Consider the following 26,506-nt stretch of genomic DNA (forward strand, 5'->3'; position numbering starts at 1 on the left):
GGCAGAATCGCCGGGCTTTTAGTCATTTTATCGCTTCCTCCAGGCTGCCTGTCATTTCGTTCAGCTCACGGATGTTTTCGACGATTCCCATTACCCGCTGTTCCTGCACCTCTGCGCTTGCCAGCACTTCTTCAACGGAAGCTGCCGATTGCTCGGTGATGGCTGCAACAGCAGTCATTTCTTCCCGGACGCTGGCTGCAGCCTGCTGCAGCTGTTCATTGAGCGATCTTAAGTATTCCGCTTGTCCCAAAATAGCAGAAGACTGTTCCTGGATAGATGAAAACAGATTTTCCGCCTCTTCCGCTGACTGCCTTCCATCAGAGACCTCTGTCATGCCGCTCCCAATCAGTTCCGCAGCCTCCTTGAATTTGCCTTGAATCCCTTCCAGGATTCCTGTGATTTGGCCAGAAGCCTCATGAGCCTGCTGAGCCAGCTTTCTGACCTCTTCTGCCACTACGGCAAACCCTTTGCCATGTTCGCCTGCCCGGGCGGCTTCAATTGCGGCGTTCAATGATAATAGATTGGTCTGGTCAGCAATACCCGCAATCAATTTGACTATGCCTTCGATCTGCCTGTTTTCCTCATTGACCTTTTCCATCACAGAATTGGTCGTTTCAACCATCCTTCCTATGCTGTTCATTTTTTCATAAAGCGTGTCCATCTTTTCTTTACCCTGCAGTGTCATTTCAGCCGAGGCTGTTGAAGAGGCTTCCATGATACCTGATGCTTCATTCGCCTTCAGAACTCCATCATACACTTCCTGAATTGCGGAATTGACATCTGTAATGCTTGCAGCCTGAGATTCAATTCCCCCTGCAAGCTCCTGAAAAGCGAGGACCACCTCACCCGTTATTTTTCCGGTTATTTCTGCATTTTCATTCAACCCGCGGTTAGACCTTCCCAAAACCTCGATTGTTCTCTGAACTTCCTGCAGGACCATTTCCGTTTTCCGCTTTTGGAGTTCAGACTGCTTCCTTCCTGATTCCACTTTCTTCAGCATCCCGCTCCCAAGCAGGCTCTGGGCCGTAAGAGCAGCCAGCACAAGAATGAAAAATACATTCACAGCCAGTTTATCAACCTCGCCATAATCCGGTTTAACAGCCAGGAAATAGTTCATCATTGCCAATGCGATCAGTCCATTCAAGAGAAGCGGACGATAATTATGATACAGTGAGATTATTCCGAGAGATAAAAAGAAAATAAGCAAATTTGTGAATTCAGTAGTTGTCTGGACAAAAAAGAAAGAAATGACCGCCAATCCAATTGATATTAAATACATGATAAGAGGGATGCCTTTTTTCCTCCAAATCATGAAGCTGCAAAACAGGGAGAACGGCCCTCCCGCTGCCAATATGGTCACAACCGTCTTAGGTGTGTCGTATGCTGCAGCAACCCCAAGTATTACGCATGCCCATAAAAGATAGACAAGCAGCCTGTTCCGTTTATGCAGGTCAGCCAAGTATTCTGTCATATTATTCTCCTGGTAAGATGATTTCCAAATTTACTCAGCATAAATTCAGTAACTTAATTATAATGGGAAATAATACCTAAGAAAAGCTTTTTCACGCTAAAAAGAACAGCACTTTGGCTGTTCTAGATTTTTGCCTCCGAAAAAAGGAAGCCAAGTATAATCTGGTTAAAAGCATGCCATTTTTTAGTTGGCAGCTGATGGGCCACTTTTTTTATGACAGCTGATTGATAATCAGTGTGCTTTTTGTATGATCTGATATGCTGATTGGCAAAATCGCGGGACCCATATATCAGAAGAAATGGAGCCTTGAGCTTTTTCAGCCTGTCTGTGCAATTGTAATGCAGTGACTCGCTGTAAAACTGAAACCATACCTTTTTGTCTGCCAGCTCCATATGCTCCACGAGCCTGGCGCGATAAGCATGATCGCTCGTATGGCTTGCTGCAAGCAGCGGGATCAGGACCTCCGGATGGTGCTTTATCATGTACATGCCTGCAAGATGTTCATACTTAAATGCAGGAGATTGGACCTCGGAGTAGCCGCTTGCCAGGATGAGCGCTGCCGTCCTCTCCGGATGACTGAGGGCAAATTCCTGTGCAATCAGCCCCCCGGCAGAATAGCCAGCCACTGCAGCCTTTTCAATCTCCAGGGTATCAAGCAGTGCGGCTACTTCATTGGCATACCCGCTGATAGAAATGTTTGTCTGACAAGCCGGCGATCTTCCATGCCCGCTGAGATCCGGAAAAATAACCCTGAACCATTTGGAAAGGGGTTTTTGGCACTCAAAAACCATGCTTCCCATACCAGGCGGGTGAATGAAGACAATCGGAATCCCGCTTCCCATCTCTTCATAAAAAATCCCGCTTGCCATAAAGTCAGTGAGGCCTCTGTTTCTCAGCTTTCTTTTCTGAAGCTGTCATTTCCTTTGAGAATTCCATATCATTTATGCTTTTGGCGCTTTGCAGGCCGGATTTTGTTTTTCTATTGCGCTTAGTCATGAAGTATAGTCTCCTTCTGAAGCATGATTGGACAGCCATAACCTCTGTGTGATCCATCGGCTCTATCACTGGCTGCCTTTATAGTATGGCTCGTATCATAGAAATGCCATGCACCTAAAAGGGATTGCCTTGATTTACCGGACGGCTAGATCCTGCCTCCTCGTTCCTTGTAGTTTCCGAGCAGACCCAGCTCATTATTCAGAAGGACTTCCATCTCTTCAATATCGCTTCGCTCCACAACGCCGTCTTTTTCATTCCACCCGATGCTATAGACAAGGAAATATCCCCTGACCCGGCGGAAAATAACAGTGGTATTCGGGTATTTATCAAAGACTGCTTTTCTCTGCCCCCTCCGCATATAGCCCCATCTTAAAATGTCCATATGATCCCTGCAATCTGATTAGTTTTTTACCCTTTACCCCAATCAAATGGAAATTATCACATAAACAGAAAAAGCCGCATTTCTGCGGCTCATCCCCATCCTTTTATCTTTCGCCAGACAAATTGCCGCCAAGATCCGGCTTATCTTCAGTCTTAGGCGTCTCATCATTTCGCACTCCCCGGTCGCTCCAGTCTTCGCTGCTTTCGTTTTGCTCTTCGATTTGTTCATCGAGCTGCCTCATGTCAGCGGGATCAACATACCGTGAAGGAATGACTCTGTTGCTGTCATTATTAGGCTGGTTGACTTGGTCGTTATCAAAGCCATCGCCATTATTGCGCATCGGTGTATAATTCATCTCTTCAGGTTCATTCATTTGGTTGTTGTTTGTGCCGCAGGCTGACAAAGGCAGGACAATGGTCAATATCGCAAGAATGGCTGCTGCTCTTTTTTTCACTAAGAATGCCTCCTCAAAATGTGATCAACCTTAGTATGTTCACATTGGAGAAGGTTAAAAGGCATAATAATTATCAGTCCCGGAAATGCTTGCTAATACTGAAGCCGGGGTTTCGCCGGATTGCAGTCCGGCTTTTCTTCGGACTGCGACTCCGCAAGCTTAGTCAAGTAATAGCATTCCTCCCTGAACATATGGTCGGCCATCAGGGGAGCAAACGTTCCGAGAGCCTGGTTTGAGAGTTCAAGCTCTTCAATTTCATCCAGGAAATTCATAAATAACCTCATCTCGAGCTTGACGTTTTTGTTAAACCGGTCCAGTGCCGGAAAGCTTTGGATATTTGTCCGCAAAAAACCGGTAAGCTCCACAGCCTTTAAATAAAACCCCTCAAAATGTTTTGTATAGTCACCGCTTTTTTCTTTAATCATTTTCTCGATCCGGTCCATATTGTCTGAAATCGCACCTGCATGACCGGCAGCATCAAGCAGCCAGATCAGATGATGATGAAGCTCATGAAATACAGGCGGAGCTTCACCTTTTTTCAAGTAATTCAGCACAAGAAGGTATTCCTCAAGCTCGTTCACCATATGGTTGATGAAGGTCGGGCCGAGCTGGATTTTAATTTTGCCGATCAGATGCTCTTCAATCAGCTTCAGCTTAAAGCTCCGCAGCTTTTCTGCCTCTGCTTCTGCCAGCATGCTTAATTGTACAGGATCTGCGCCTCCTGCCTGTGCAAGCAGTTCATCGAAGACCGTTATAAAATATGCCGCTGTCCGGATATTTTCCTTTTCAGACGGCGCCAGTGCGTCATGAATGAACCGCGCATGATCCCCGAGGATCTGCAGCCAGAATCCGTTTTCTTCCTTTGCTGATTCTTCGAATGTTTTTGCCATATGTTCCCCTCCCTGTTAAAACTTCTTCTCTCATTCATATTAAACTTGCCTCAAAATATGCCTGACTCGGATAGCATGGATCATAATACGGACTGAAAAGGGTTTCCGGCAGAAGCGGCGAATAGTATTGTAAATTTCCCTTTGAATGGAGGTATGAAAGTTGACGACAGCCATTTTCCTGTATCCCGGATTCAGCGAATACGAATTATCTGCCGTCATTTCTGTATTGACACAGGCAAACCATCCAAAGGTCTTCATCGGCCTGGATGATGAGCCTGTTAAAGGAGAAGCAGGACTTTCCTGCATGGCTGATATTTCTCTCAAGGAGGCAGAGATTTCCCAATACCAGAGTTTAATACTTCCCGGTGTAGATGATTTTCAGCACCTGCTTGAGGAAAATGACCTATTCAGTTTTATCCGCAGCGGCTGCGAACAAGATGCAGTTATTGCCGCAATATCCAGTGCACCATATCTTCTGGCCAAATCTGGTATCTTGTATGACCGGTCTTACACAGCAGGTATTTCAAAACAAGCTAGAGAGTTTTTAGGGGTTTTTAACGAAGAAAGATTTGTAGACGCTCCATATGTTTTTGACAGAGGCATATTGACAGCAAAGGGCAATGCCTTTGTGGACTTTGCCATTAAGTTCGGACAGGTGCTGGAGCTAGATTTCAATCCTGGCTGGTATCGGTGAGAAGCTATTGCTTGAAAAGAAAAAACCGGAAAGCGCAGGGGCTTTCCGGTCATTTTTACTTTACTTGAGCTGCAGGTTTTTTTAGGATCCCCAACAGGACCGCAGAAACAACCGAGCCAATCAGGATAGCCAAAAGGTACAGCAGCGCATTACCTTCTACAAGGAAGGCAACAAACACTCCGCCGTGAGGCGCACGGAGGCCTATATTGAACAGCATGGACAATGCGCCGGTTGTAGCAGCACCCACCATGATCGACGGGATGACCCTGATCGGATCTGCTGCGGCAAACGGGATGGCACCTTCTGTGATGAAAGATAAGCCCATGATATAGTTGACTGTCCCTGCATCTCTTTCCTGTTTCGTAAATTTATTCTTAAAGAATGTAGTAGCCAGAGCGATGGCAAGCGGCGGAACCATACCAGCGGCCATGATGGCAGCCATCGGCTCATAGACTCCGTTTGCCAGGAGGCCTGTTCCGAATACATATGCTGACTTGTTGACAGGGCCTCCCATATCAAAGGCCATCATAAGGCCTAATACAATTCCAAGCATTACAGCGTTCGCAGTGCCAAGACCGGCAAGCCAGTCTGTGATCGCATTGTTCAGAGCACCGACAGGTTCATTTACAGCATACAGCATGGCAAGACCGGTCAGTAATATTCCAAGAAGCGGGTAAAGCAAAATCGTCTTTATTCCTTCTAGAGCAGCCGGAAGCCCGGATAAAAGTTTCTTAAGCAGTACAACAATGTAACCGGCAAGGAATCCGGCGATCAAGCCGCCAAGGAATCCAGCCCCGCCGCTCGCTGCCATGAAACCTCCGACCATACCTGGTGCAAAGCCCGGACGGTCCGCGATGCTCATTGCAATGAAGCCGGCAAGAACGGGAACCAGCAGGCCAAAGGCATTGCCGCCGCCGATTGTCATAAGTGCCGCTGCAAATTCATTGTAAGAAGGATCGTTCGGATCTGCAGAGTTATATCCGAACATAAAGGAAATCGCAATCAGGATTCCCCCGCCGACAACAAACGGAAGCATATTGGAAACACCGTTCATCAAATGCTTGTAGATGCCGCCCTTTTTCTCCTTATTTCCGCTGTCTTCAGATGAAGCATTGCCTGAACCCTGATAGACCGGCGCATCTTTTTTAACAGCCCTGTCAATAAGCTCCTTAGGCTTTCGGATGCCGTCTGCTACAGCGGTCTGGATGACATGCTTCCCTTTGAAGCGTTCCATTTCCACTTTTGTGTCTGCTGCCACAATAACAGCAGCTGCGTTTTCAATTTCTTCCCGGGTCAGGACATTTTTAGCTCCGCCGGAACCATTGGTCTCTACCTTTATATCAATGCCCAGTTCAGCCGCTTTTGCTTTCAGGGAATCTGCTGCCATGTAGGTATGCGCAATTCCTGTAGGGCAGGCTGTGACGGCGACGATGAAATCTTTTTTGTTTTCCATGCTCTGCTCTTCTTCTTCGCCTTCTTCATCATGTGCATTGATGATATTCAAAACGGTTTCCGCAGAATCCGCTTCCATAAGCTCCCTGCGCACTTCTTCTCTCATAAGGATGGAAGAAAGGCGGGAAAGTGCCTCAAGGTGGGTATTGTTCGCACCTTCAGGGGCAGCAATCATGAAGAATAGATGTGACGGCTGTCCGTCCAGCGATTCATAATCCACCCCTTCAGCCGATTTGCCGAATGCAATTGCAGCATTGGCAACAGCCGCGGTTTTAGCATGGGGAATGGCGATCCCGTCCCCGATCCCGGTCGTGCTCTGTTCTTCCCTTTTAAGAATGGCCTCTTTGAAGGCGGATATATCATTAAGCTTTCCAGCTTTATCAAGGGTCTCTGCCAGCTGGTCGATCGCCCCGCGCTTATCCCTGCCATTAATAGAGAGCAGGATTGTATCTTTTGTCAATAGCTCTGTAATTTTCATAAAGCTCTCCCCTTTAAATTGTTCTGACCGCTACCTGGGGCAGCAGTTCTTCTACTTTTTCAATCGTGCAAAGGCCGATTGAAAAGGCTGTAGCACTTCCGGAAGCTACACTGTATTTAAAAGCAGCTTCATAGCTGCCGCTCCGGCTGAATTCGGCCAGGAATCCGGCAACCATAGAGTCGCCTGCTCCCACTGAGCTTTTTAAGGTGCCCTTTGGAACAGTCGCCGCGATGGCCACATCTTCATTCACGAATACAGCACCTTCCCCTGCGAGTGAAATAATGACGTTTTGAGCACCCATTTCTATAAGCTTCCTGGCGTATGGAAGCACTTCTTCGCAAGTATGGATTTCCGTGCCGAATAACTCGCCCAGTTCATGGTGATTGGGCTTGATCAGAAATGGACGGTATGGAAGAACCTTTTTAAGCAGCTCGCCCTCTGCATCGGCAGCAAATCCTGCACCTGCTTCATGGCACATCTTTGCGAATGCTTCATACGTATTATCCGGCATTGTGGAAGGGATGCTTCCAGCAAGTACCAGCATGTCTCCCTGTCCCAGGCGGCTGATCTCAGAAGTCAATGCATCCAGGTCTTCCGCACTGATTTCAGGTCCCCTGGCATTGATTTCAGTTTCCTGACCGCTTTTCAATTTGATATTGATTCTTGTGTCATCCTTTACCTGTACAAAACGGGTTTTAATATTCTCTTCCTGGAGTGAGTCTGTGATATAGCTGCCGGTAAATCCGCCGGCAAACCCGATTGCTTCGCTGTCGACTCCCATCCTCTTCAGGACCCGGGAAACATTAATGCCTTTTCCTCCAGGAAATTTAGATTCGTTTTTTGTCCTGTTCAAACCGCCTAGCTCGACATTGTCGAGCTCGACAATATAATCAACAGAAGGATTAAGTGTCAATGTATAAATCATGCTGTCACAACCTTAATGTTTGTTTTACTGATATATTGTTCCCTGCTGTCTGCATCTAGTTCATTTGTAATGATAGAGGCTTCATGAAGCTCCGCAATCTTCGCGAAAGCGATTTCAGAAAACTTCGAACTATCTGATAGCACAAACGCTTCCCGGGACAGTGAAATAGCTGTCTGCTTAATCATCGCTTCCTCCTGGTCCGGTGTGGTATAGCCGAACTGAGGATGGATTCCATTAACACCCATAAAGCATTTATCAAATCTGTATTGGCCAAGGCTGGCTAAGGCTCCCCTGCCTATGATGGCGTTTGTTTGCGGCTTGGCATAGCCGCCAACCAGGAAGGTCTTAATCCCTCTTTCCATAAGGCTTGGAATATGCATAAGGCCATTTGTGACGACAACAATGTCTTTCAGAGGCAGAAAGGGGATCATCTCCTGGACGGTTGAACCTGCATCCAGATAGATGCAATCTCCTTCTTCTACGAGGCCTGCAGCATATCTGGCAATATCCTTTTTCTCATGACGGTTTATGGAGGATTTCTCAACCATGCTCGGCTCTTGAAGCTTCCCCTGCAGCCTGGCAGCACCCCCGTGAACCCTTTTTAAGAATTTATCATTTTCAAGCTGGGACAAATCCCGTCTGATAGTTGATTCAGAGGAGTCTGTCATTTCTACAAGTTCCTGTATTTTAACTGTATGCTTCTCTTTAAGCATCTGCAGGATGAGCTGATGTCTCTCCGGTGTCAGCAAGAATGTCACCTCCCGGCTGCTTATAATTGCAGCTTCATGCCTTTTGGCTTAACAGTTTAAGATTTGTTATGTAAGCCAATTGTAATGGAATCGATTTCAAAAATCAATCATTTTCGCTCACAAACATTCAAATAGATTCAAAATATGAGTGTTTATGATTGTTTCATTTCTATTCATATTATTTTGATAATAACTATTTTTTGTTAGCTCTCTAAAGTGAGGATATAATGAGAGAGCAAAAATATATAAATGTGTTGGAGAGTGTTTCAGTGAAAAATATTGGCGGTTTTTATCTAGAGCTGATTAAAGTAATCATTATTGCTGTTGCGGCGTTTGCCCTTTTTGGGTCTTTCCATGAAAAGATCCTTGAACTTGCGGTCCCGGCGGGTGAAGACATAACAAGCAAAGCGTTCGGGGTGCCATTTTATATTCAGTCTGCTGCTTTATTCATGCTTCTTTTCCTTCTATATAAGACAAAGCTGCAGAGGTTCAGCTGGTATAAAAAGTGGAAGAACAGCGGAGGGCTTTCGACAAATACAGCACGTATTCTGCTTTTTGCAGGGAGCGCCTTGCTCCTCCTTCCATATTTTTATTATTTTATCGCTTTATGATTGCTGTAGGAATTTAACTATGCTACAATCAAGGTACAACATATGGATAACACACCATGAACCAGCACTACATATTGTTATCCTTGTGAATGGATTTGTTTGTGGTCTCTTTTTCCTTTTTCGCTTCTGAAATTCGGGAAGCGATTTTTTTTGCAGAGAGTCTGTGAATTTTAGCGAATAATCGTTCAGGCTGCCGATTTTTGGCGCCTGCCTTCAATTGAATAAGAATCCGCAAGTGATGGTGCCCTTTAAGGGCTTAATAGGGAATCCGGTTCGATGCCGGAGCTGTCCCCGCAACTGTAAGTGTGTACGAAATAAGCATCCACTGTATATGAACGCTGACAAGGCGCCTATATGGGAAGGGCTTAAAGTAGGATGAAGCACGAGCCAGGAGACCTGCCATGCTTGTACGAGTTTCGGTTCTTCGGGGATTGGGAAGATGAAACGATGGTATAAGTCGTTTTCTGTTCCTTTATGCCGTCGTTTGATCCGCCCAACACATGGGCGGATTTTTTATTGTCAGGGAATTTATAAATTGTAAGACTTGTGGATATTTTCAATTCTTATCCACGTCCAGCAGCAGCGCCTCCCCCCGTGAGATCTCAAAGCAAACCTCCCAAATGTCCAAGAACCCCTTTCCGGGAGGTTCGCCTTGTGCTTGTCGGAGGTGATCAAGGCGCTTGCACTTTTGTTTTTGGCAAAATACTGATCAACCCAGGAGGTATAACTATGAACATTTCTTCGGCAAAACCGCTGCCATTGGCATCCATTGATTCAGATTTCCTGCATTTGGACTTTCAGCCGCTCTATAAAAGGGCGATTCAGCTTCAGGAGAATCACACTCCAGGCAATGCTGAGCTTCTGCACCAGCTGATTCTTGATTCCCTTTCTATGATCAGCGAGGCGGAGCCTGATTGGACATACGTGGCTGCCCGACTTTTTTTATCCAGCCTTTATAAGGAGGCTGCCGAGCACCGGCGCTTCACTGCCGCAGAACGGTATGGCCCCCTGTACGGGCTCATTACCGGCTTAACCGAGGCTGGCGTCTACTCTCCAGTCCTGCTGAAATCCTACACAAAAGAAGAAATTGATGAAATTGGATCTTATATCGATCCGGAAAAGGACAGGCTTTTTACATATATAGCAGTTAAGATGCTGGCTGACCGCTATTTGAGCCGGGATAAGAAAAAGAGGCTTTTTGAGCTGCCGCAGGAAAGATTCATTATTATCAGCATGGCACTGAACCGTTCAGAGCCCAAGGAACGCAGATTGTCCCTCATTAAGGAATCCTACTGGGCTTTGAGCAACCTTTATATGACAGCAGCAACCCCCACACTCTCCAATGCCGGGAAAAATTGGGGCCAGCTATCAAGCTGCTTTATTGATACTGTGGATGACAGTCTCCAGGGCATTTATGACAGCAATACAGATATCGCAAATCTTTCCAAGAACGGCGGCGGCATAGGGGTCTATCTAGGGAAAATAAGAAGCCGGGGCAGTGACATAAAAGGATTTAAAGGGGCTTCATCAGGAGTTCTTCCATGGATGAAGCAGCTCAATAACACAGCTGTCAGCGTCGATCAGCTCGGCCAGCGCAAAGGGGCAGTCAGCGTCTATCTCGACGTCTGGCATAAAGATATCTTTTCCTTCCTTGACAGCAAATTAAATAACGGTGATGAACGCTATCGCACCCATGATTTATTCACCGGGATCTGCCTGCCGGATCTATTCATGGAAACGGTGGAAGCCCGCGGGGACTGGCATCTGTTCGATCCCCATGAGGTCTGCAGTGTGATGGGCTTCTCCCTCGAAGATTTTTATGATGAAAAGCCTGGTGAAGGTTCATTCCGGATTAAGTATGAAGAATGCATCGCAAACCCGGGGCTGTCAAAGCAAAAAGTGCCGGCGATCGATATTATGAAAAGAATTATGATCAGCCAGCTGGAAACCGGCACACCTTTCATGTTTTATCGGGATGAAGTAAACAGGAAAAATCCCAACCGCCATTTGGGAATGATCTACTGCACCAATCTCTGCACGGAAATTGTGCAAAATCAAAGCGCAACAATTACTGAAAATCAGCGCGTGGAAGATGGCCGGATCATCATTGAAAAAATACCTGGCGACTTTGTCGTCTGCAATCTATCATCTATCAATCTCGCAAGAGCAGCAGCAGATCATGTACTGGAAAGATTGATCCCCATTCAGGTCAGGATGCTTGATAATGTGATTGATTTGAATACCATCCCTGTCCTGCAGGGAGTGGCGACGAACCGGAAATACAGGGCAATCGGGCTTGGGACCTTTGGCTGGCACCATCTGCTCGCCTTGAAAAAACTGCGCTGGGAAAACGAAGAAGCCGTCAGGCTGGCAGATGAACTGTATGAAAAAATCGCCTTCCTGGCGATTAAAGCAAGCATGAATCTGGCGATTGAAAAAGGATCCTACCCGGGGTTCAAAGGCTCTGACTGGCATTCCGGGGAATACTTCACATCACGGGGATACAGCAGTTTGGATTCGGCGCATGATTGGGATTCATTGATGCTGGACGTCAGGAAAAACGGAATGCGAAATGGATACCTGATGGCTGTAGCACCAAATGCATCAACTAGCATCATTGCCGGAAGCAGCCCGAGCATCGATCCGATATTCAGGAAATTCTACTCTGAGGAAAAGAAAGATTATAAGATTCCGGTAACGGCACCTGACCTGAATGAGCATACAACCTGGTATTACAAATCGGCTTACGTGATCGACCAGCATTGGAGCATTCTTCAAAACAGCAAAAGACAGAAACACATCGATCAGGCAATCTCTTTTAATTTATATGTACAGAACAATATTAAAGCAAAGGAACTTCTGGATTTGCATCTGTCTGCCTGGAAAAATGGACTAAAAACAACGTATTATGTCCGCTCTACTTCTTCTGACTTTGAAGACTGCGATTCCTGCTCAAGCTAACGAAAAGGAGTGATTTTATGACAATCCCTGTCAATAAAAGAGAAATCATGAACAAAACTGCACCAAACCGCTCTACTGGAATTATCAACGGAGAATGTTCCAATATCCTGAATTGGGATGATGTCAGATTTCAATGGGCATTTCCTAAATATAAGCGGATGCTCGCCAATTTCTGGACCCCTTTTGAAATTAATATGTCACAGGACATCAAACAGTTTCCTGATTTATCAGAAGAAGAAAAGGAAGCTTTCTTAAAGATTATCGGCCTCCTGGCCCTGCTTGACAGCATTCAGACTGATTATGCCGGCAAGGTCGCTGATTACCTGACAGATTCCAGTCTCTCTGCATTGATGATCATACTTGCCCAGCAGGAAGTGATCCATAACCATTCTTATTCTTATGTGCTCTCAAGCATTGTTAATAAAAAGCAGCAGGATGAGGTGTTTGAATTCTGGCGGACAGAGCCTGCCCTTATAAAGCGGAATGAATTCGTGGCTTCAGGGTACAGAAATTTTGCAGAGTCGCCAACTGTCGACAGCCTTCTAAAGTCAATCATATTCGACGTTGTTTTAGAGGGCCTGTTCTTCTATTCCGGCTTTGCCTTTTTCTATCATCTGGCACGAAACCAGAAAATGGTCGCTACCAGTACGATGATCAACTATATTAATAGAGATGAACAGCTGCATGTGGACCTATTCGTGAAAATTTTCCGTGAAATCCTTGATGAATATCCTGAACATAATACCAAAGAGCTGGCCGATTTCGCAGAATCAACTTTCAGGGAAGCTGCATATCTTGAAATTGAGTGGGCCCGTTCCATCATTGGGGATAAAATAAGCGGTATCCTGATCGGGGATGTGGAAGAATATATAAGATTTTATGCCAACGTCCGTTCCAAACAGCTGGGCTTTAACCGCCCTTTTGAGGGATCAAGGACGAATCCCCTCCGCTGGATCAAGGCCTATGAAGAAGTCGATCTCGGGAAATCGGACTTTTTTGAACAAAAGCCGAGGCAGTATGTAAAGGTGAATACGGTGGATAATGGGTTTGATGATCTATAAATGATTCAGTAAAGAGCACCCCTGTTTGTCTGCAGGGGTGCTCTTTACTGAAAATAATACAGAAATCCGGACGAAGACGCTATATGAAAATACAGAGCTGCAGAATTCGCATTAAACAATAAGCAGCCAGGCAGGATTATCGTTCATTCAAACTGCTTTTTGTATTCGGCAGGGGTATAACCTGTATATTTTTTAAAGCAGACACTAAAATATTGTGGATTGCTATAGCCGACCTTCTCACAAATCTCATATGTTTTCAGATTCCCCAGGCGCAATTCTTCCATTGCTTTATTCATTCTGAGTTCCAGCAGGTAATCACCAAAATTGAACCCTTTTTCAAGTTTGAATAAGTTGCTTAAATAGGGTGTGCTGACATGAATAATCTCAGCCACTTTCTTCAGGCTCAGGGTACTGTCATGAAAATGTTCTTTAATGTATATTATCGCCTGGTCAACATGGCTGAAATGATTTTTATCTTGTTTTCTATGCATAGCATCTGCCCACTGTGAAACCAGTGATTGAAGAATCTCCATCATTTCGGTTAGCGTTTCCATTTCCATAATTCTTTCATAAACGTCTGAAGAATTAAAACTTATGCTTTCTTCCTTTTTCCACTTTTCAGATTCAAAGAACAGCAAAGTGCTGAACTTTAGTGCAAGAACTTTTAAATGGGATAATGGCAGGGCCCTTCTCTCTAATATAGCCTTGTTTAATTTGCCGAGGATTTCACTGACCTTTTCAGGTATACCGAGTTTGATTTGACATTCTAATTCTGACTCTAACATTTGCAGAGAATCATCTGCTTCTTTCTCGCCTGAAGCGGTATCTTCAAAAGAAAAAACTTTCCCGTTTCCCATGATATGCCTTAAATCCATGGCGAGCCTTGATTCCATCAGTGATTTTCCGAGTTCAAACAGATTCTGATAGGTTCTCCCGAGCGTTATTGTTGCAGACTGTCCATCATGCTCATAAAGTGTATGCAGCATTAAATTGGCCAGCTTGCCTTTTCTTGAGTCATTCTCACCATCAAGTGACAAAAGGACTGCACACTCATTGGAATCTATATGCATGACAATAAATTGTCCCGCTGTAAAAAGGGAGGAAGCAGCCTCTTTGAGTCTTTTAATAATATTCTCATGGAGACCGGCTGTTGAATGAACGAGAACAGCAGTGAAGGCTGGCCCCTCTAATCCAACTCCCAGCTCAATCAATTCCTTCTCCACATCCACCTGGTGATGCCCCTCTCTCATCAGTTCCCGAAAGAACTTTTGCTGAAGATAGGGAAGAGACTCTGTTACTTTCATTTCTCTTCTGGCCTCCAGTTCCCAGTCTGCCGCTGCTTCCTTTGCTTTCAAGAGCAAATGCTCAGAATCTACCGGCTTTAACAAGTAATCAAACGCTTTCATTTTAAGGGCCTGCTGAGCATATTTAAACTCTTCATATCCTGTCAGAAAAATGATCCTGGTTTCCGGGCTGATTTCCCTGACTTTCTTCCCCATCTCCAACCCATCCATAAAGGGCATATTTATATCCGAGATGACAACTTGGGGCTGCTCCTTTTCAATCAATCCCAGGGCCGTCTCTCCATCTCCTGCTTCCCCTGCAACCACGAATCCATGCTCTCCCCATTGAATGGACTGGCAGATCCCTCTGCGGATAATACGGTCATCTTCAACAATAATCACCTTATACATTCTCGCTGAACTCCCCTTTTGTCTTGGGAATAATGATGCTCGCCACTGTTCCGCTTCCTGGTTCACTGGCTATACTTAACCCATACTCGTTTCCAAAATGGATTTTAATCCGTTCATTTACGCTTTTCAGCCCTATCCCGATAAAGCTCTTGGTTTCCTGAAACGAAGACTCCATTTCTTTAAGAATATCCTGAAGTTTTTCTTTTTCGATGCCATTGCCATTATCAGCAACCTCTAAGTAAATGAGCCCTTTATCCTGGTAACCTCTTATCATAATCTCCCCTTGCCCTCTTTTCTGCTTTACGCCATGATATATCGCATTTTCAATAAGCGGCTGCAAAGAGAGCTTAACAATATGATAGGAAAGGATTTCTTTTTCTACGTCGATCTTGTAGGAGAAGTCATCACCGTAGCGCATCTCCTGAATGAATAAATAGTGTTCGATATGCTCTAACTCATCTTTAATAGGAATAATTTCCTTTCCTTTGCTGATTCCAATACGGAAAAAGCTGGACAGTGCACTCACCATGCTGCTTGCATCCTTATTAAGCCCCATATCACATAACCCCTTAATTGAATACAGCGTGTTATAGAGGAAATGAGGATTAATTTGCGCATGCATAATGGCAAACTCCAGCTGCCGTTTCTCTTCCTGCTCAAGGCGGATCTGGTCCATCAGTGATTGAATTCGCAGGAGCAATTCTTTAAACCCGGTATGAAGAATTTTCATTTCCTCCGGGCCTGATGTTTCATGATAAAAATCAAGGCTTTTCTTATTTACGGTCCGCATTTGCTCCGCCAGTTTCTCAAAAGGCTTTGAGATGTACTTCCCTACCAGATAAGTAAGGAATATAGCACTGACTATCATTAATAAGATGAAGAAAACGGTAGAATGCTTTATATAATTCACCTTGTTCAATATTTCATCCTGCGGGACTACAGCTGCCAGCTTCCAGTTGTTCGGTTCGACAGTATCATAGATAACGATCATATCTTCCCCGGAATCACTTTTATAAAAAAACTGCCCGTCCTCTTCCTCGGTTTGCTGAAGGGAACGAAGAGTTTTATTATCCAGCTTGTATTCCGTTTTAACATTTTTGGATTCATATTTGCCGTTCGGGCTTATCAGTGTCAGATAGCCGTTATCACCAATGAGTGATTTGTTCAGCACCTGCTCAAAGAATTCATCTCGAAGATTAAATAATACGATTCCTTTTTCAGAATAGTATTCCTTTTCAATGAGCCTGAATACCGACATCACTTCATGATTGGTATCAAAAATTTGATCCTGATGTATATTCCTCCAGTAAAATCCCTCTTTGCTGCCTTTATAATGATTAAAATACTGATCATAGGAAACTGTTGGGTTAGCTGTGTAATCGCTATGATACAGCAAAAATTCTCCCTGATTGAGATCGATCAGGACGGATTCCAGTATGATATTATAGCGGGAATAAACAAGCTGCAATGTTTTATCTATTTCAACATAATACTTCGGTTTAATGTCAGACTGTTCCATTCCAATTAAGTTTAAAACCATTGGATCATTCGAAACAGCCACAATCTGCTGAAACACATCTGTGAGCATATAATCCAATGAATTCTTTGTCTGAAAAATAGTATCATTGACATTTTTATATGCATTTTCTTCAACCTGAGCGGTTGCAAGCAAGGAAGAAACCAGCCCGGAAACGGATATAAAAATAATAATGATCGGTAAATAGAGAGTATTGATTGTAGATTTGATAGAGAAAAGGAAGTATTTGCGAATTAAGTTTTTGATTTTCATAACCATCTTTTATGTTCCCCTTAGAAGAAAAAATAGAAGATTAGATCCCCTGCTTAAACAATATCTAATATTCTATGAACGGTAAATAAGTTTTTTCTTAATTCGAAATATTTATTCTTCTATTCTCGATGCTAGCTGCTCAGTCAGAAGGCCCTGAAAACAGAAACCTTTTCTTATAACGCAGGATTACAGCATAAGAAAAGGTTCTTTTCTTTATCATGTCATACACTTAAAGATGTCCGGAGCTTTCTTCTACGCCTTCAGCAAATCATGGTATGCCATGCTTCCCAAGATAAAGGCGCCCATCCCATGGAGGTCATTGACCGATGTAGGACGTTCTGTATAGTAGTCATAAACACCCGCTGATGTCCCGATCACAATGCCCTTCAAGTCAATTGCTTCCTCTTTTTCATCGACCATATGCTCCAGCAGCCCTTTATATGCTTTATCACAATTTTCGCGGTAAGTGTCATCAACATAGCCATGCTGAATCCCTTTTGCAATAAAATACAGGAATAAAGAGGAACATGAAGATTCCAGCCAGTTATCCTCAAGGTCACCTTTATCAATGATGTTATACCACAGGCCTGTTTTTTCATCCTGGAAATTGACAACCGCCGGGATGAAGCTTTGAAGAGAAGTGATCCAATCTTCCTGTCCCCGCTTCTTATCCCCAAGGATCTCCAGCAGGTCGATCAATGCTGTGCCATACCACCCGACAGAACGCCCCCAGAATTCTGGTGAAAGGCCTGTTTCAGGGTCTGCCCAGGGCTGTACTTTTTTCTCATCCCAGGCGTGGTAAAGCAGACCAGTTTTCTCGTCTGTCATATGCTTTCTCATCAGCTTTTCCTGGAGCAGGACATGCTGGATCAATTCTTCCTCATTGAAGTGCTCAGCATAAAGCAGCATGAAGGGCCCTCCCATAAAAAGACCATCCAGCCACATTTGATAAGGATATTTTTCCTTATGCCAGAATCCATTCTCTGATGTCCTGTTAATCGTCTCCAGCGCGCTTCTTAAACGTTTCGCTGCAATCATATACCTTTGATCTTTCGTATCTTCATACAGCGGGAATAAAAGAATGCCGGCCATTGTAGAGTCAAGCTGGTCCCTTTCAAAGCGGACATTCCCATATTCATCAATCAAGTTATCAAAATAGGCTTTTATATACTCAAAATACTCTTTTTTCCCTGTTGCTTGATAAACCCGGTACATGCCATACAGAAAAACACCCTGGTGATAGTGGAAATCACCAACCGGCGGAAGCTCTTCTGCACGAAATGCCTGCATAAGGGCCCTGCATGCCTTTTCTGCCATCACCAATGGTGTTTCAGTTGTAATCTTATCAATTGTTTTTCCCATTTTTTCTGTCTCCTTTTCCTGGAAATATTTGCAGTCCATTAAACAAAATGGGTGCCAATATGCTTAGACACCCGCTTTGTCCTGATTGTAAACCAGCATTTCATTTCAATAGAAAGAATGCCGGCAAGCATGAGTTACATTCTATTACTTATTAAAAGTGTCGTCATATTTCTTCTTGGAATCTTCAATTGCTTTTGCCCATTCATCCAGGAAATCTTTGGCAGACTTGTCGCCCGTCATCACTGCCTGGAATCCAGGATCTACCAGGTTATCAAGTATAGAACGGTAATCCGGCAAATAGAAAGGAGGCATATAAAGCTTTGTATCCTCATTATTGTAGACGTCAAATGCTACTTTGATATGCTGTGCATCCTGTACCCATTGGTCATCTAATACATCTGAATTGGTTGGGATTTGGCCAGTCTGTTCATTCCAGTAGCTTTGGGCTTCTTCAGAGTTGACAAACTCAATGAATTTCCACGCTTCGTCCTGATGTTCGGATGATTTAAACATGGCCAGATTAACTGCATTTCCGCCTTCAGCAACATATTGGCCATCATCTGTGGTTGGAAGCGGGATCAGCTGATATGTGCCGTCTTCAAGAGCTTTTTTATGTTCTCCATAAGAACCGGGGTTGTGATGGACCATCGCGACAACTCCAGTGTCAAAGCCTGCGATCATCTCTTTGTATCCGTTGGTAATATCGCTTTTTGGAGTAAATTTATCATAATATGAAACATATTTCTCAACGAAGTCTACGTGCTTTGGATCATTGATGTTGGTTGTTCCATCTTCGTTAAAGTAATCCAGGCCGCTGTAGGCAAACATGGCACGCTGAATGGTAAAGGATGCCCCAGCACCTCCGCGGATTGTAAATCCATAACGGCCGTTGTCTTTATCCGTCATCTTTTCAATGGTTGTAAAGAACTCATCCCATGTTTTAGGTTCGGCGGCGCCTGCTTCTTTAAACCAGTCTGAACGGATCCATAGAGCATCTAAGTTCTGCGCATAAGGTATGCCATAAAGTTTTCCGTCCTGTGTAATGGATTTATTGGCTTCTATTGCATTGCTGTTCAGCTTTTCGCTGATATCTGATGACTCAAAGTAAGAATCAAGCGGCGCCAGTGCTTCGCGGATTGAGAACTCCGGCAGCCAGGTTGTCTGGACAGAACCGATGTCCGGTGTATCATCGGCGGCTATCGCTGCATCATACTTGGATTTTGCTGATTTATTCGGTATCCCGACATATTCAACATCAATATCAGGATTCTTTTCCTCAAACCGCTTGATCACTTCTTCCCAATAAGGTGTACGCGCCGGTCCTGCGTTTTCATCCCAGAATTGGAGAGTTACAGGTCCATCGGGTTTTTTTTCAGAACCTTTGCCCTCTGATGAAGCCTCATCCCCGCCAGAGCAGCCTGTCAGGACTAACCCGGCAGCCATTGAAAGAGCAAGCACTGAAGTGCCCCATTTTTGCTTCAACATCATATTTCCTCCCTTTTAGAAACTATTATTTTTTTGTATTTATCAGCCTTTGACAGCCCCGCCCATGCCATTGACAAGGTGTTTCTGTGCGTAGGCAAATAATATCACTGCAGGAATTAAAGCGATTACACTTCCGGCTGCCAGAGCCCCGTAATTAACATTGAATTCGCCCAGCATCGTACTTAATCCGACCGGGAGCGTAAACTTCGAATTCTGATTGGTCAGCATCAGCGCAAGCAGGAATTCATTCCAAGTATAGATGAAAGTGAAAACGCCTGTTGCCACGATGCCTGGGAGCAATAGCGGAAAAACTACATGGCGCAGGGATTGCAATTTTGTACAGCCGTCAATCATAGCAGCCTCTTCCAGTTCCTTAGGTACATTTGCGATGAATCCGCTCATCAGGATGGTCGTAAATGGAATCTCTACTGCCGTATATGTGATGATCAAAGCGAGCGGATGGCTGATCAATCCCAGATTCTTAAAAATGACAAACAATGGGATAATCATCATGGCCCTTGGTATAAACTGCGTGGATAACAGCATCAGCAAGAACCCTTTTTTTCCTTTGAACTGGTATCTTGCCAGAGCATATCCAGATAAGGTTGAGCATATAAGGACAACAATGACAGTGCAGATGCCAACAATCAAGCTGTTCTTAAAAAAGGTCGCAAATCCGATATTGGTCCATGAATAGACAAAGTTTTCAACAGTCGGGTTGGCCGGGAAATACTGCAATGGCCTCTTTACTATATCTCCTTCCGGCTTTAATGCAGTGTTGATTGTCCAATAGATCGGAAAGATGGTAAAACTGAGCATCATGGCTAAAGGAAGATATAAGGTTAGGATTTTGTCTAATTTCTTATTTTTTGAAAACAATCAACTCACTCCTTTTCATAACGGGATAGCCTCAAATAAAGGATGGCAAAGATTAGAAGTATCCCAAATGAGACAACCGTTAATGCCGAACCATATCCAAAGTTGCTTCCGTGAACAGCCAAATCTGCAATATACATCGTCAATGTCGTTGTAGCATGTGCAGGACCGCCGCCCGTTAAATTGAACAGGAGATCAACGTTATTGAATTCCCATACTACCCTTAGCAAGGTTGTCAGCACTATCGTATTTTTCAGTTGAGGCAGAGTAACATAGATAAAAGATTTCCATCGGTTCGCTCCGTCCACCCTTGCTGCTTCATATAATTCGTCCGGTACACTCTGCAGAGAAGCTAAAAGTGTGATCGCGAAGAAAGGAATCCCCCTCCACAGCTCAGCAATCACTACAGCTCCGAAAGCGGTGGATGTGCTGGCTAAGAAAGCCTTTGGCTCGTCAATGATCCCCGCCTTCATAAGCATGTCATTGATTACACCCATATGTTCGTTGAACATCATTGACCACATTACCGATGCCAGTACCCCTGAAATTGCCCAAGGGATAAAAGCAACTGCCCTGGCGAAGCCTCTGAACTTGAAGGTCTGGTTTAGCAGGAGGGCAAGGATCATCCCAAAGATTAATTGCAGGCCGACCTCAGAAACAACCCATTTCACACTATTAATTAAGCTGGGGATAAATAATTCGTCCTGTGTAAAGATGTGTTTAAAATTATCAAGCCCCGCAAAGCCATTATAATATGGTGCTGAAATATCATAGTTTTGCAGACTATAATAGAACACAGTTGCAATCGGGTAAAACAAAAACCCCAGGATGATAAGAAAAGATGGCAGTATAAACAGATAGGGTATCAATTTCTCTTTTTTAATTTTCTTTTTTTCCACTGCCTTGTTGCTGTTGATTACTGATTCAGGAACCCCTGGCGAGTAACTCATCTAGTTTCCCCCTTTCTCTTGAGTTAATTGTAAATGAAAACGTTTTCTAAAATAATCAAAGATTTTAAGATGATTAGTTGAAATTTTAAGATATTTTAGTTAATTCAATTTTATTAGAAACCATTCAGCAGAAATTTATCCCAACAAAATGGCTGGGAAGTTCCAGCAAAAAACCTGCCCTTTCCTTAACAGGATCAGGCAGGTTATATTTAAAGGATCAATTAGCTGATGGCTTGCCCGCTGGAAAATAGGAGTCCTTTTATATTAATTGGCTTTTTTTCCTGCACTGACCGCCAGACACCTTCTCCAACCGCTATTGAATAAGCACCAGCCTGTGATCCTGCCTGGATCGGATAGTTCCTTGCAGGGTCAGGGCCAAGGAAAAGATCTTCCAGCAGAATGGGATCGCCGCCGCCGTGGCCCCCAGGGTTTTTAACAACCTCTATTGTTTCTTTCGCACCAAAGAGCGGAAAATAATCAATAGTTTGATCTGGATATTTAAAATGAATCCGAGAGGGCTCATGATATTCTGCCGTTTCTATCCTCCCCTTTGTCCCATTGATTGCCAATCGGTAACCCTCATAAGGAGAGGAAAAGTTGATAGAATAGCTCAGTAAGCTTCCTCCCTCATATCTAACTGAAGCCACATAGGTATCCTCAATGCTGATTTCTTCATCATAAATACAGGCATCCGGCCTGTAATTAGTATAAGGCACTTCCTCATATACTCCTGCAAGCAGATGGTCGTCTTTTACAGTGCTGGTTCCGCTGCGGGGGTTCCAGCGCCTGTAATAGGTACAACTGCTTTGATCAGCACATGTTCCGCAATAGCGGCTCGGTACTTTTCGCGGATTTAATTCTCCTTCTGGCCCGAAATAATTCAGGCTTCCATATGCAAATACCTCTTCCGGCTTTTGATCCAGCCACCAATTCACCAAATCAAAATGATGCGTTGATTTATGGATTGACAAGCCTCCGGAAAAATTCCTGTCACGATTCCATCTTCTGAAATAACTGGATCCATGGAATGTATCTATATACCAATTCAAATCCACAGAAGTAATCCGGCCAACCTTGCCTTCCAGTATCATTTCTTTAATCTTCCTGTGAAATGGACTGTATCGATAATTGAATGTGACAATCACTTTAGCTTCGCTTTCCGCTTCAGCTTTCATGACCTTATAGGCATCTGCCGCATTCGTCACCATCGGTTTTTCGGTTATGACATCAACCTGCTTCTGCAATGACCTTAAAATGTATTCAACATGTGTATCATCCCTGCCTGCGACAATCACATAATCAGGCTTTGTCTGGTCAATCATTTCTTCAAATTCCTCCGGATTATACGTCGGAACATGTTCAAGCATCGGAAATTTCTCTTTGCATACCTTAAACCGATAAGGATCGGAATCCAATATAGCTGCAATCCCGGTTTCTTTGGAAAATTCATTCATCATGGGCCGCATAAACATTTCCAACGCCCGATTGCTGACACCGCAAATAGCATATTTTTTCATTCATTATCCCCCATCCACTTATTGTTAGCGCTGCCATTCTACTGGTACCGATAGTGTAAATCAATCTCTGCTGCCTCTCAATGAATTAATTGGCGGCTGCAGGATTCCCTTAAAATTTTACTCATTCATCTTAAAATCTTTAATTATTAATGGAAGCGCATTCACTTACTATAAATGTAAAGATACATTCATAAAATGATAAGGAGGAACATATTTGAATAGACATTCTATTGTTTTTGATGGTACGGCACCCATAAAGCTCTCCCCTGCACGATCATGGCGGACCTACCTGGGCGGAAAACTGATTGATGAAATTCATGGGAAAGAAGATTCAGAGGATAGCCATTTCCCGGAAGAATGGATAATATCAATTGTTTCAAGCCGAACAGAAGGACGGGAAGCGGACGGGTTAAATAAACTGGATCTTCCTGGCATAGATATTACTCTAAAAGAAATGGTAGATGAGCACCCCATCGACTTTTTAGGCAAACAGCATGTTGAGAAACTTGGAAAGCAGACTGGTGTACTAGTAAAGTTAATCGATTCGGCTGAGCGCTTAATCATACAGGCCCATCCTGACAAGGAAAAGGCCCGGCAATTATTCAATTCCGCTTATGGCAAGACGGAATGCTGGCATTTTATTGGAGGCAGGGAAGTCAACGGGGAGCCTCCTTATGTGTACTTAGGCTTCAAACCCGGTGTCACAAAGGAACAATGGAAAAAGTTATTTAATGAACAAGATATTGAAGGCATGCTGGATTGCATGCACAAGTACTATGTCCGCCCTGGAGATACCTTCTTGATTGAAGCCGGTATACCCCATGCCATTGGAGCGGGCTGCCTGCTGGTTGAAATCCAGGAACCCACTGATTATACAATCCGCCTGGAAAAGTCCTCCCCTTCCGGTTTGAAGCTTGAAGACTACTTGCTTCACCAGGGACTGGGATTCGAAAAAATGTTTGATATATTCCGGTACGAAGCTTATACGAGCGAAGAAACCTTGGAAAAGTGGAAAGTAGCTCCTGCTGAATTATTGCAAACCGGCGGATTTAAAGAAACCGAATTAATTGGCTATCAGCAAACACCATGTTTCCGAATGACTCTTATTGAAGTGGATAAAGAGGTTACAATCGAGGGAGACGGCGTATTTTCCGGATTATATATTCTGTCAGGGAATGCAGTCATTAAAGCGGGCGGGATGGAGCAATATGTTAAAAAAGGCGATCAGCTTTTTATTCCTGCAAAAGCAGTCACCCTTTCAGTTGAAACTACCGGGAAAAGTTCCTTAAAAGCTTTGAGATTATTTGGTCCGGCTTTAGTATGAATGGTGTAAAGAAAAACAGCACGGCCGAAGCCGTGCTGTCCCTCATTCTAGAGCAGCAAATAGACTAAAGGGGCAGCAATGAGCAGCGTTAAGATCACCCTTTCAATCCATATGACGATCAGCACGGGAATTGAAAGAGGAATTTCTGTCGATACAATACAAGGCACAAGCGCCGAGAAAAAGATGATGCTTGATACAGAGACAACAGCAATGACAATCTTCAGTTCCAGTGCTGCTTCAGTCACCAGCAGGGCAGGAAGAAACATTTCTGCTATGCCAAGTGCGCTTGCCTTGGCAGCAAGCATCGGCTCCGGCAGCTGCAGGACTGATGTAAATGGATAAAAGATATAGCCAATCCAGTCAAAAACCGGAGTGAATTCAGCTAAAACCAGGCCAAGCAGTCCGATCGACAGGATGGATGGCAGGATGGCCATGGCCATTAGCAGCCCATCTTTCAAGTTGACCCAGACATTCTCCAGCAGGCGGGGTGATTGTTCCGCTGTCTTCCTGGCCTCCGCCCATGCTGCAGCGAAAAGGTTCCCTTGTATATTTTTTTCAGGCTGCGGATCTGATCCTTCATAATAATCCTCTTTGATTTTCGATAGCGGCCAGATTCTGACCGTTATCGCTGTCACCAGGAAGGTTACGAAAAAGGTAAGCCAAAAGTACAGATTCCACATTTCCATCAATCCGAGCGTTTTTGCCACAATGACCATAAACGTGGCAGAAACGGTTGAAAAGCCGGTTGCGATGATGCTTGCTTCCTTGCCGTTATACTTGCCTTCTTTATAGATGCGGTTGGTTATTAAAAGGCCGACCGAATAGCTGCCCACAAAAGAAGCGACAGCATCAATGGCAGAACGCCCGGGCGTTTTCCAAATGGGGCGCATGATCGGCCTTGCAAGGACACCGATAAATTCCAAAAGGCCATAGCCTACCAGCAAAGAAAGGAAGACAGCCCCTATCGGGACCAGCAGGCCGACGGGGACGACAAGCTTGTTGAATAAAAATGGCCCCATATCCGGGTCAAACAGCCAGGCTGGGCCCTCATTCAGGAGAATCATAATGCCTGTCAGCAGGCCAACCACTTTAAACAAGGAAAAAATAATATCTGTCAGGGATTTCTTCCATTTCCCTGTCCAAAAAGGATATATAGCTCCTGCTGCTAAAATGATCAAAGTATAAAAAGGGATGGCAGGTTCCGCTGCCGTTTGGATATAGGTCACAAAATGATCAAGCAGTATGGATTTCTTTTCGCCGATAGTGATGGGGACAAAGAAAATGAACGCGCCAATGAAACTGTAAACGAAGAATTTCCACATATACGGCGTTCTGGTGCTTATGTCTGTACCGGGCTGTTTTGGCAGATTGGTTTCCATATCAATCGCTCCCTTAACAGTGAGTGTTCATTCCTTATTTCCGCAAGGTGCAGCCAGTCATAAATTGCAGCCAGGCATAGACACCCGCTTTTACCGTTTCTGACACGTTGGAATCCTTTGTCGGGTCAAGACAGACAAAGTCAATATGCTGCACAAACGGACACTTGCCAACTTCAAGCAGGACATCAAACAGTTCGGAAGGCATCATACCGCCCGGTGTCGAGGCAGGCACGCCCGGGGCTGCTGAGATGTCCAGTACATCCATATCCACTGTCACATAAATACGGTCTGTCGCGGCTGCCAAATCATGCAATGACTCCTGCACAGTTTGGATAAGCCCCCGCTTCCTGGCATTTTTCATGGTGACCATCCGGATCTTGTGTTCTTTTGCATATTCAACCAGCGGCCTTGCATTGAAATAGCCATGAAGTCCGATATTGACTATATCTTCCCCCTTCACAGCACCGCCATCGATTAGCTGGCGGATCGGTGTGCCATTCGCAGGCCCGAGCTCCTTTGGGTCCCTTACATCCAGATGGGTATCCAGCTGAAGGATCCCTATTCTTTCGTCAGGAAAAGCTTCCTTAATTCCGCGAACAGAGCAGGCTGTGACTGAGTGGTCCCCGCCGATCAGGCAGCTGACAGATCCAGGGAAGCCTTTTGCCAGTGAACAGGCTGTCTCCTGGATGCGGCTGTGCGAAAGCGGGATATCAGTTGTATGCATAAGAACATCTCCTGCATCGGCGGCAGTATAAGGGGTCAAATCGATATCTTCATCAAGATTATAGGTGGCGTACCCCTTCCACATTTTCCTGAATTCCTCCGGGTATAAAGATGCCCCTGAAACACTGATGGATGATCTTGATAAAGGTGCTCCATAAATGATGACATCGGGTTCTCCCTCTACCCGCTCCAGCGGAGAGACCCATTGATGGACGAATTCAGGTAAGCTGCCCTCAGCTATATTCCAGGACCAGCCGGGTTTTGTCAGCCAGCGTGCCTCCAT

23 protein-coding genes and 1 riboswitch are annotated in these 26,506 nt (G+C 44.5%); of the genes, 5 read left to right on the top strand and 18 right to left on the bottom strand.

From position 1 onward, the window contains the following. Positions 1-22 precede the first annotated feature (22 nt). The 6 genes from LCM00_RS22770 to LCM00_RS22790 all read right to left on the bottom strand — a co-directional run bounded on the left by LCM00_RS22770 (position 23) and on the right by LCM00_RS22790 (position 4,193). Complete coding sequence (locus LCM00_RS22770; RefSeq protein WP_224906293.1) at positions 23-1,471, bottom strand: methyl-accepting chemotaxis protein; 1,449 nt, start codon at positions 1,469-1,471, stop codon at positions 23-25. 122 nt (positions 1,472-1,593) lie between these two features. Further along, positions 1,594-2,340: an alpha/beta fold hydrolase gene (locus LCM00_RS22775; RefSeq protein WP_224906294.1), complete on the bottom strand. Its 747-nt coding sequence runs from the start codon at positions 2,338-2,340 to the stop codon at positions 1,594-1,596. Between the two features lie 4 nt (positions 2,341-2,344). Continuing rightward, entirely contained in the window at positions 2,345-2,467 is a 123-nt protein-coding gene (locus LCM00_RS24730) for a hypothetical protein (protein WP_257991495.1), read from the bottom strand. Positions 2,468-2,612: 145 nt separating this feature from the next. Next, positions 2,613-2,849 (bottom strand): hypothetical protein, encoded by a 237-nt coding sequence (locus LCM00_RS22780; protein WP_224906296.1) that lies wholly within the window; start codon positions 2,847-2,849, stop codon positions 2,613-2,615. Positions 2,850-2,952: 103 nt separating this feature from the next. Continuing rightward, a complete protein-coding gene (locus LCM00_RS22785) occupies positions 2,953-3,303 on the bottom strand; it encodes a hypothetical protein (RefSeq protein ID WP_224906298.1) in 351 nt (116 codons plus the stop codon). A gap of 92 nt (positions 3,304-3,395) precedes the next feature. Then, complete coding sequence (locus LCM00_RS22790) at positions 3,396-4,193, bottom strand: DUF2935 domain-containing protein (protein WP_224906300.1); 798 nt, start codon at positions 4,191-4,193, stop codon at positions 3,396-3,398. A gap of 160 nt (positions 4,194-4,353) precedes the next feature. On the opposite strand from LCM00_RS22790, the gene LCM00_RS22795 reads away from it, so the two are divergent. After that, positions 4,354-4,887, top strand: coding sequence for a DJ-1/PfpI family protein (locus tag LCM00_RS22795; RefSeq protein ID WP_224906302.1), 534 nt, complete (start codon positions 4,354-4,356; stop codon positions 4,885-4,887). A gap of 55 nt (positions 4,888-4,942) precedes the next feature. On the opposite strand, the gene LCM00_RS22800 is transcribed toward LCM00_RS22795, so the two are convergent. Genes LCM00_RS22800 through LCM00_RS22810 form a run of 3 tightly spaced genes read right to left on the bottom strand, consistent with a single transcriptional unit; the run spans position 4,943 to position 8,491 of the window. Then, positions 4,943-6,817, bottom strand: coding sequence for a PTS fructose transporter subunit IIABC (locus LCM00_RS22800; protein WP_224906303.1), 1,875 nt, complete (start codon positions 6,815-6,817; stop codon positions 4,943-4,945). A 13-nt stretch (positions 6,818-6,830) separates the two neighbouring features. Then, complete coding sequence (gene pfkB, locus LCM00_RS22805; protein ID WP_224906306.1) at positions 6,831-7,742, bottom strand: 1-phosphofructokinase; 912 nt, start codon at positions 7,740-7,742, stop codon at positions 6,831-6,833. After that, positions 7,739-8,491 (bottom strand): DeoR/GlpR family DNA-binding transcription regulator, encoded by a 753-nt coding sequence (locus LCM00_RS22810; protein WP_224906307.1) that lies wholly within the window; start codon positions 8,489-8,491, stop codon positions 7,739-7,741. Before LCM00_RS22810 ends, pfkB begins: the two co-directional genes overlap by 4 nt. A 269-nt stretch (positions 8,492-8,760) precedes the next feature. On the opposite strand from LCM00_RS22810, the gene LCM00_RS22815 reads away from it, so the two are divergent. The 3 genes from LCM00_RS22815 to LCM00_RS22825 all read left to right on the top strand — a co-directional run bounded on the left by LCM00_RS22815 (position 8,761) and on the right by LCM00_RS22825 (position 13,124). Next, positions 8,761-9,102, top strand: coding sequence for a hypothetical protein (locus LCM00_RS22815; RefSeq protein ID WP_224906319.1), 342 nt, complete (start codon positions 8,761-8,763; stop codon positions 9,100-9,102). A 221-nt stretch (positions 9,103-9,323) separates the two neighbouring features. Beyond that, a riboswitch (cobalamin riboswitch) is annotated at positions 9,324-9,520 on the top strand. Positions 9,521-9,831: 311 nt separating this feature from the next. Further along, positions 9,832-12,063, top strand: a complete 2,232-nt coding sequence (locus LCM00_RS22820) for a ribonucleoside-diphosphate reductase subunit alpha (RefSeq protein ID WP_224906321.1) — start codon at positions 9,832-9,834, stop codon at positions 12,061-12,063. Positions 12,064-12,080: 17 nt separating this feature from the next. Beyond that, positions 12,081-13,124: a ribonucleotide-diphosphate reductase subunit beta gene (locus LCM00_RS22825; RefSeq protein ID WP_224906323.1), complete on the top strand. Its 1,044-nt coding sequence runs from the start codon at positions 12,081-12,083 to the stop codon at positions 13,122-13,124. Between the two features lie 143 nt (positions 13,125-13,267). On the opposite strand, the gene LCM00_RS22830 is transcribed toward LCM00_RS22825, so the two are convergent. The 7 genes from LCM00_RS22830 to LCM00_RS22860 form a co-directional block, all read right to left on the bottom strand. Continuing rightward, entirely contained in the window at positions 13,268-14,818 is a 1,551-nt protein-coding gene (locus LCM00_RS22830) for a response regulator (protein ID WP_224906325.1), read from the bottom strand. After that, positions 14,811-16,613, bottom strand: coding sequence for a sensor histidine kinase (locus LCM00_RS22835; RefSeq protein WP_224906328.1), 1,803 nt, complete (start codon positions 16,611-16,613; stop codon positions 14,811-14,813). Before LCM00_RS22835 ends, LCM00_RS22830 begins: the two co-directional genes overlap by 8 nt. A 246-nt stretch (positions 16,614-16,859) precedes the next feature. Further along, positions 16,860-17,969, bottom strand: coding sequence for a glycoside hydrolase family 88/105 protein (locus tag LCM00_RS22840; protein WP_404802188.1), 1,110 nt, complete (start codon positions 17,967-17,969; stop codon positions 16,860-16,862). A gap of 144 nt (positions 17,970-18,113) precedes the next feature. Then, entirely contained in the window at positions 18,114-19,454 is a 1,341-nt protein-coding gene (locus LCM00_RS22845) for an ABC transporter substrate-binding protein (RefSeq protein WP_224906330.1), read from the bottom strand. A 42-nt stretch (positions 19,455-19,496) separates the two neighbouring features. Next, positions 19,497-20,333 carry a carbohydrate ABC transporter permease gene (locus LCM00_RS22850; protein WP_224906332.1) on the bottom strand — a complete coding sequence of 279 codons (837 nt, stop codon included), beginning with the start codon at positions 20,331-20,333 and terminating at the stop codon, positions 19,497-19,499. 5 nt (positions 20,334-20,338) lie between these two features. Next, a complete protein-coding gene (locus tag LCM00_RS22855; protein WP_224906334.1) occupies positions 20,339-21,280 on the bottom strand; it encodes a carbohydrate ABC transporter permease in 942 nt (313 codons plus the stop codon). Between the two features lie 221 nt (positions 21,281-21,501). Further along, positions 21,502-22,797 (bottom strand): Gfo/Idh/MocA family protein, encoded by a 1,296-nt coding sequence (locus LCM00_RS22860; protein ID WP_224906336.1) that lies wholly within the window; start codon positions 22,795-22,797, stop codon positions 21,502-21,504. A gap of 214 nt (positions 22,798-23,011) precedes the next feature. Here LCM00_RS22860 and LCM00_RS22865 point away from each other — a divergent pair, with 214 nt between their 5' ends. Next, a complete protein-coding gene (locus LCM00_RS22865; RefSeq protein WP_224906338.1) occupies positions 23,012-24,121 on the top strand; it encodes a type I phosphomannose isomerase catalytic subunit in 1,110 nt (369 codons plus the stop codon). 47 nt (positions 24,122-24,168) lie between these two features. Here the strand turns inward: LCM00_RS22865 and LCM00_RS22870 are convergent, their stop codons facing one another. Then, on the bottom strand, positions 24,169-25,500 hold the full coding sequence (locus LCM00_RS22870; protein ID WP_224906341.1) for a YjiH family protein: 1,332 nt from the start codon (positions 25,498-25,500) through the stop codon (positions 24,169-24,171). A gap of 34 nt (positions 25,501-25,534) precedes the next feature. Beyond that, positions 25,535-26,506: an agmatinase family protein gene (locus LCM00_RS22875; RefSeq protein WP_224906342.1), complete on the bottom strand. Its 972-nt coding sequence runs from the start codon at positions 26,504-26,506 to the stop codon at positions 25,535-25,537.

Origin of the sequence: Bacillus infantis (genome assembly GCF_020171945.1) — a bacterium.
Classification (GTDB): Bacteria; Bacillota; Bacilli; order Bacillales; family Cytobacillaceae; genus Bacillus_AB; species Bacillus_AB infantis_A.

Bases quoted from the DNA above. Each gene is read 5' to 3' on its own strand.
- LCM00_RS22770 (WP_224906293.1), bottom strand. From the start codon at position 1,471: ATGACAGAATACTTGGCTGACCTGCATAAACGGAACAGGCTGCTTGTC.
- LCM00_RS22775 (WP_224906294.1), bottom strand. From the start codon at position 2,340: ATGGCAAGCGGGATTTTTTATGAAGAGATGGGAAGCGGGATTCCGATT.
- LCM00_RS24730 (WP_257991495.1), bottom strand. From the start codon at position 2,467: ATGACTAAGCGCAATAGAAAAACAAAATCCGGCCTGCAAAGCGCCAAA.
- LCM00_RS22780 (WP_224906296.1), bottom strand. From the start codon at position 2,849: ATGGACATTTTAAGATGGGGCTATATGCGGAGGGGGCAGAGAAAAGCA.
- LCM00_RS22790 (WP_224906300.1), bottom strand. From the start codon at position 4,193: ATGGCAAAAACATTCGAAGAATCAGCAAAGGAAGAAAACGGATTCTGG.
- LCM00_RS22800 (WP_224906303.1), bottom strand. From the start codon at position 6,817: ATGAAAATTACAGAGCTATTGACAAAAGATACAATCCTGCTCTCTATT.
- pfkB (WP_224906306.1), bottom strand. From the start codon at position 7,742: ATGATTTATACATTGACACTTAATCCTTCTGTTGATTATATTGTCGAG.
- LCM00_RS22820 (WP_224906321.1), top strand. From the start codon at position 9,832: ATGAACATTTCTTCGGCAAAACCGCTGCCATTGGCATCCATTGATTCA.
- LCM00_RS22825 (WP_224906323.1), top strand. From the start codon at position 12,081: ATGACAATCCCTGTCAATAAAAGAGAAATCATGAACAAAACTGCACCA.
- LCM00_RS22830 (WP_224906325.1), bottom strand. From the start codon at position 14,818: ATGTATAAGGTGATTATTGTTGAAGATGACCGTATTATCCGCAGAGGG.
- LCM00_RS22835 (WP_224906328.1), bottom strand. From the start codon at position 16,613: ATGGTTATGAAAATCAAAAACTTAATTCGCAAATACTTCCTTTTCTCT.
- LCM00_RS22840 (WP_404802188.1), bottom strand. From the start codon at position 17,969: ATGGGAAAAACAATTGATAAGATTACAACTGAAACACCATTGGTGATG.
- LCM00_RS22845 (WP_224906330.1), bottom strand. From the start codon at position 19,454: ATGTTGAAGCAAAAATGGGGCACTTCAGTGCTTGCTCTTTCAATGGCT.
- LCM00_RS22855 (WP_224906334.1), bottom strand. From the start codon at position 21,280: ATGAGTTACTCGCCAGGGGTTCCTGAATCAGTAATCAACAGCAACAAG.
- LCM00_RS22860 (WP_224906336.1), bottom strand. From the start codon at position 22,797: ATGAAAAAATATGCTATTTGCGGTGTCAGCAATCGGGCGTTGGAAATG.
- LCM00_RS22870 (WP_224906341.1), bottom strand. From the start codon at position 25,500: ATGGAAACCAATCTGCCAAAACAGCCCGGTACAGACATAAGCACCAGA.
- LCM00_RS22875 (WP_224906342.1), bottom strand. From the start codon at position 26,506: ATGGAGGCACGCTGGCTGACAAAACCCGGCTGGTCCTGGAATATAGCT.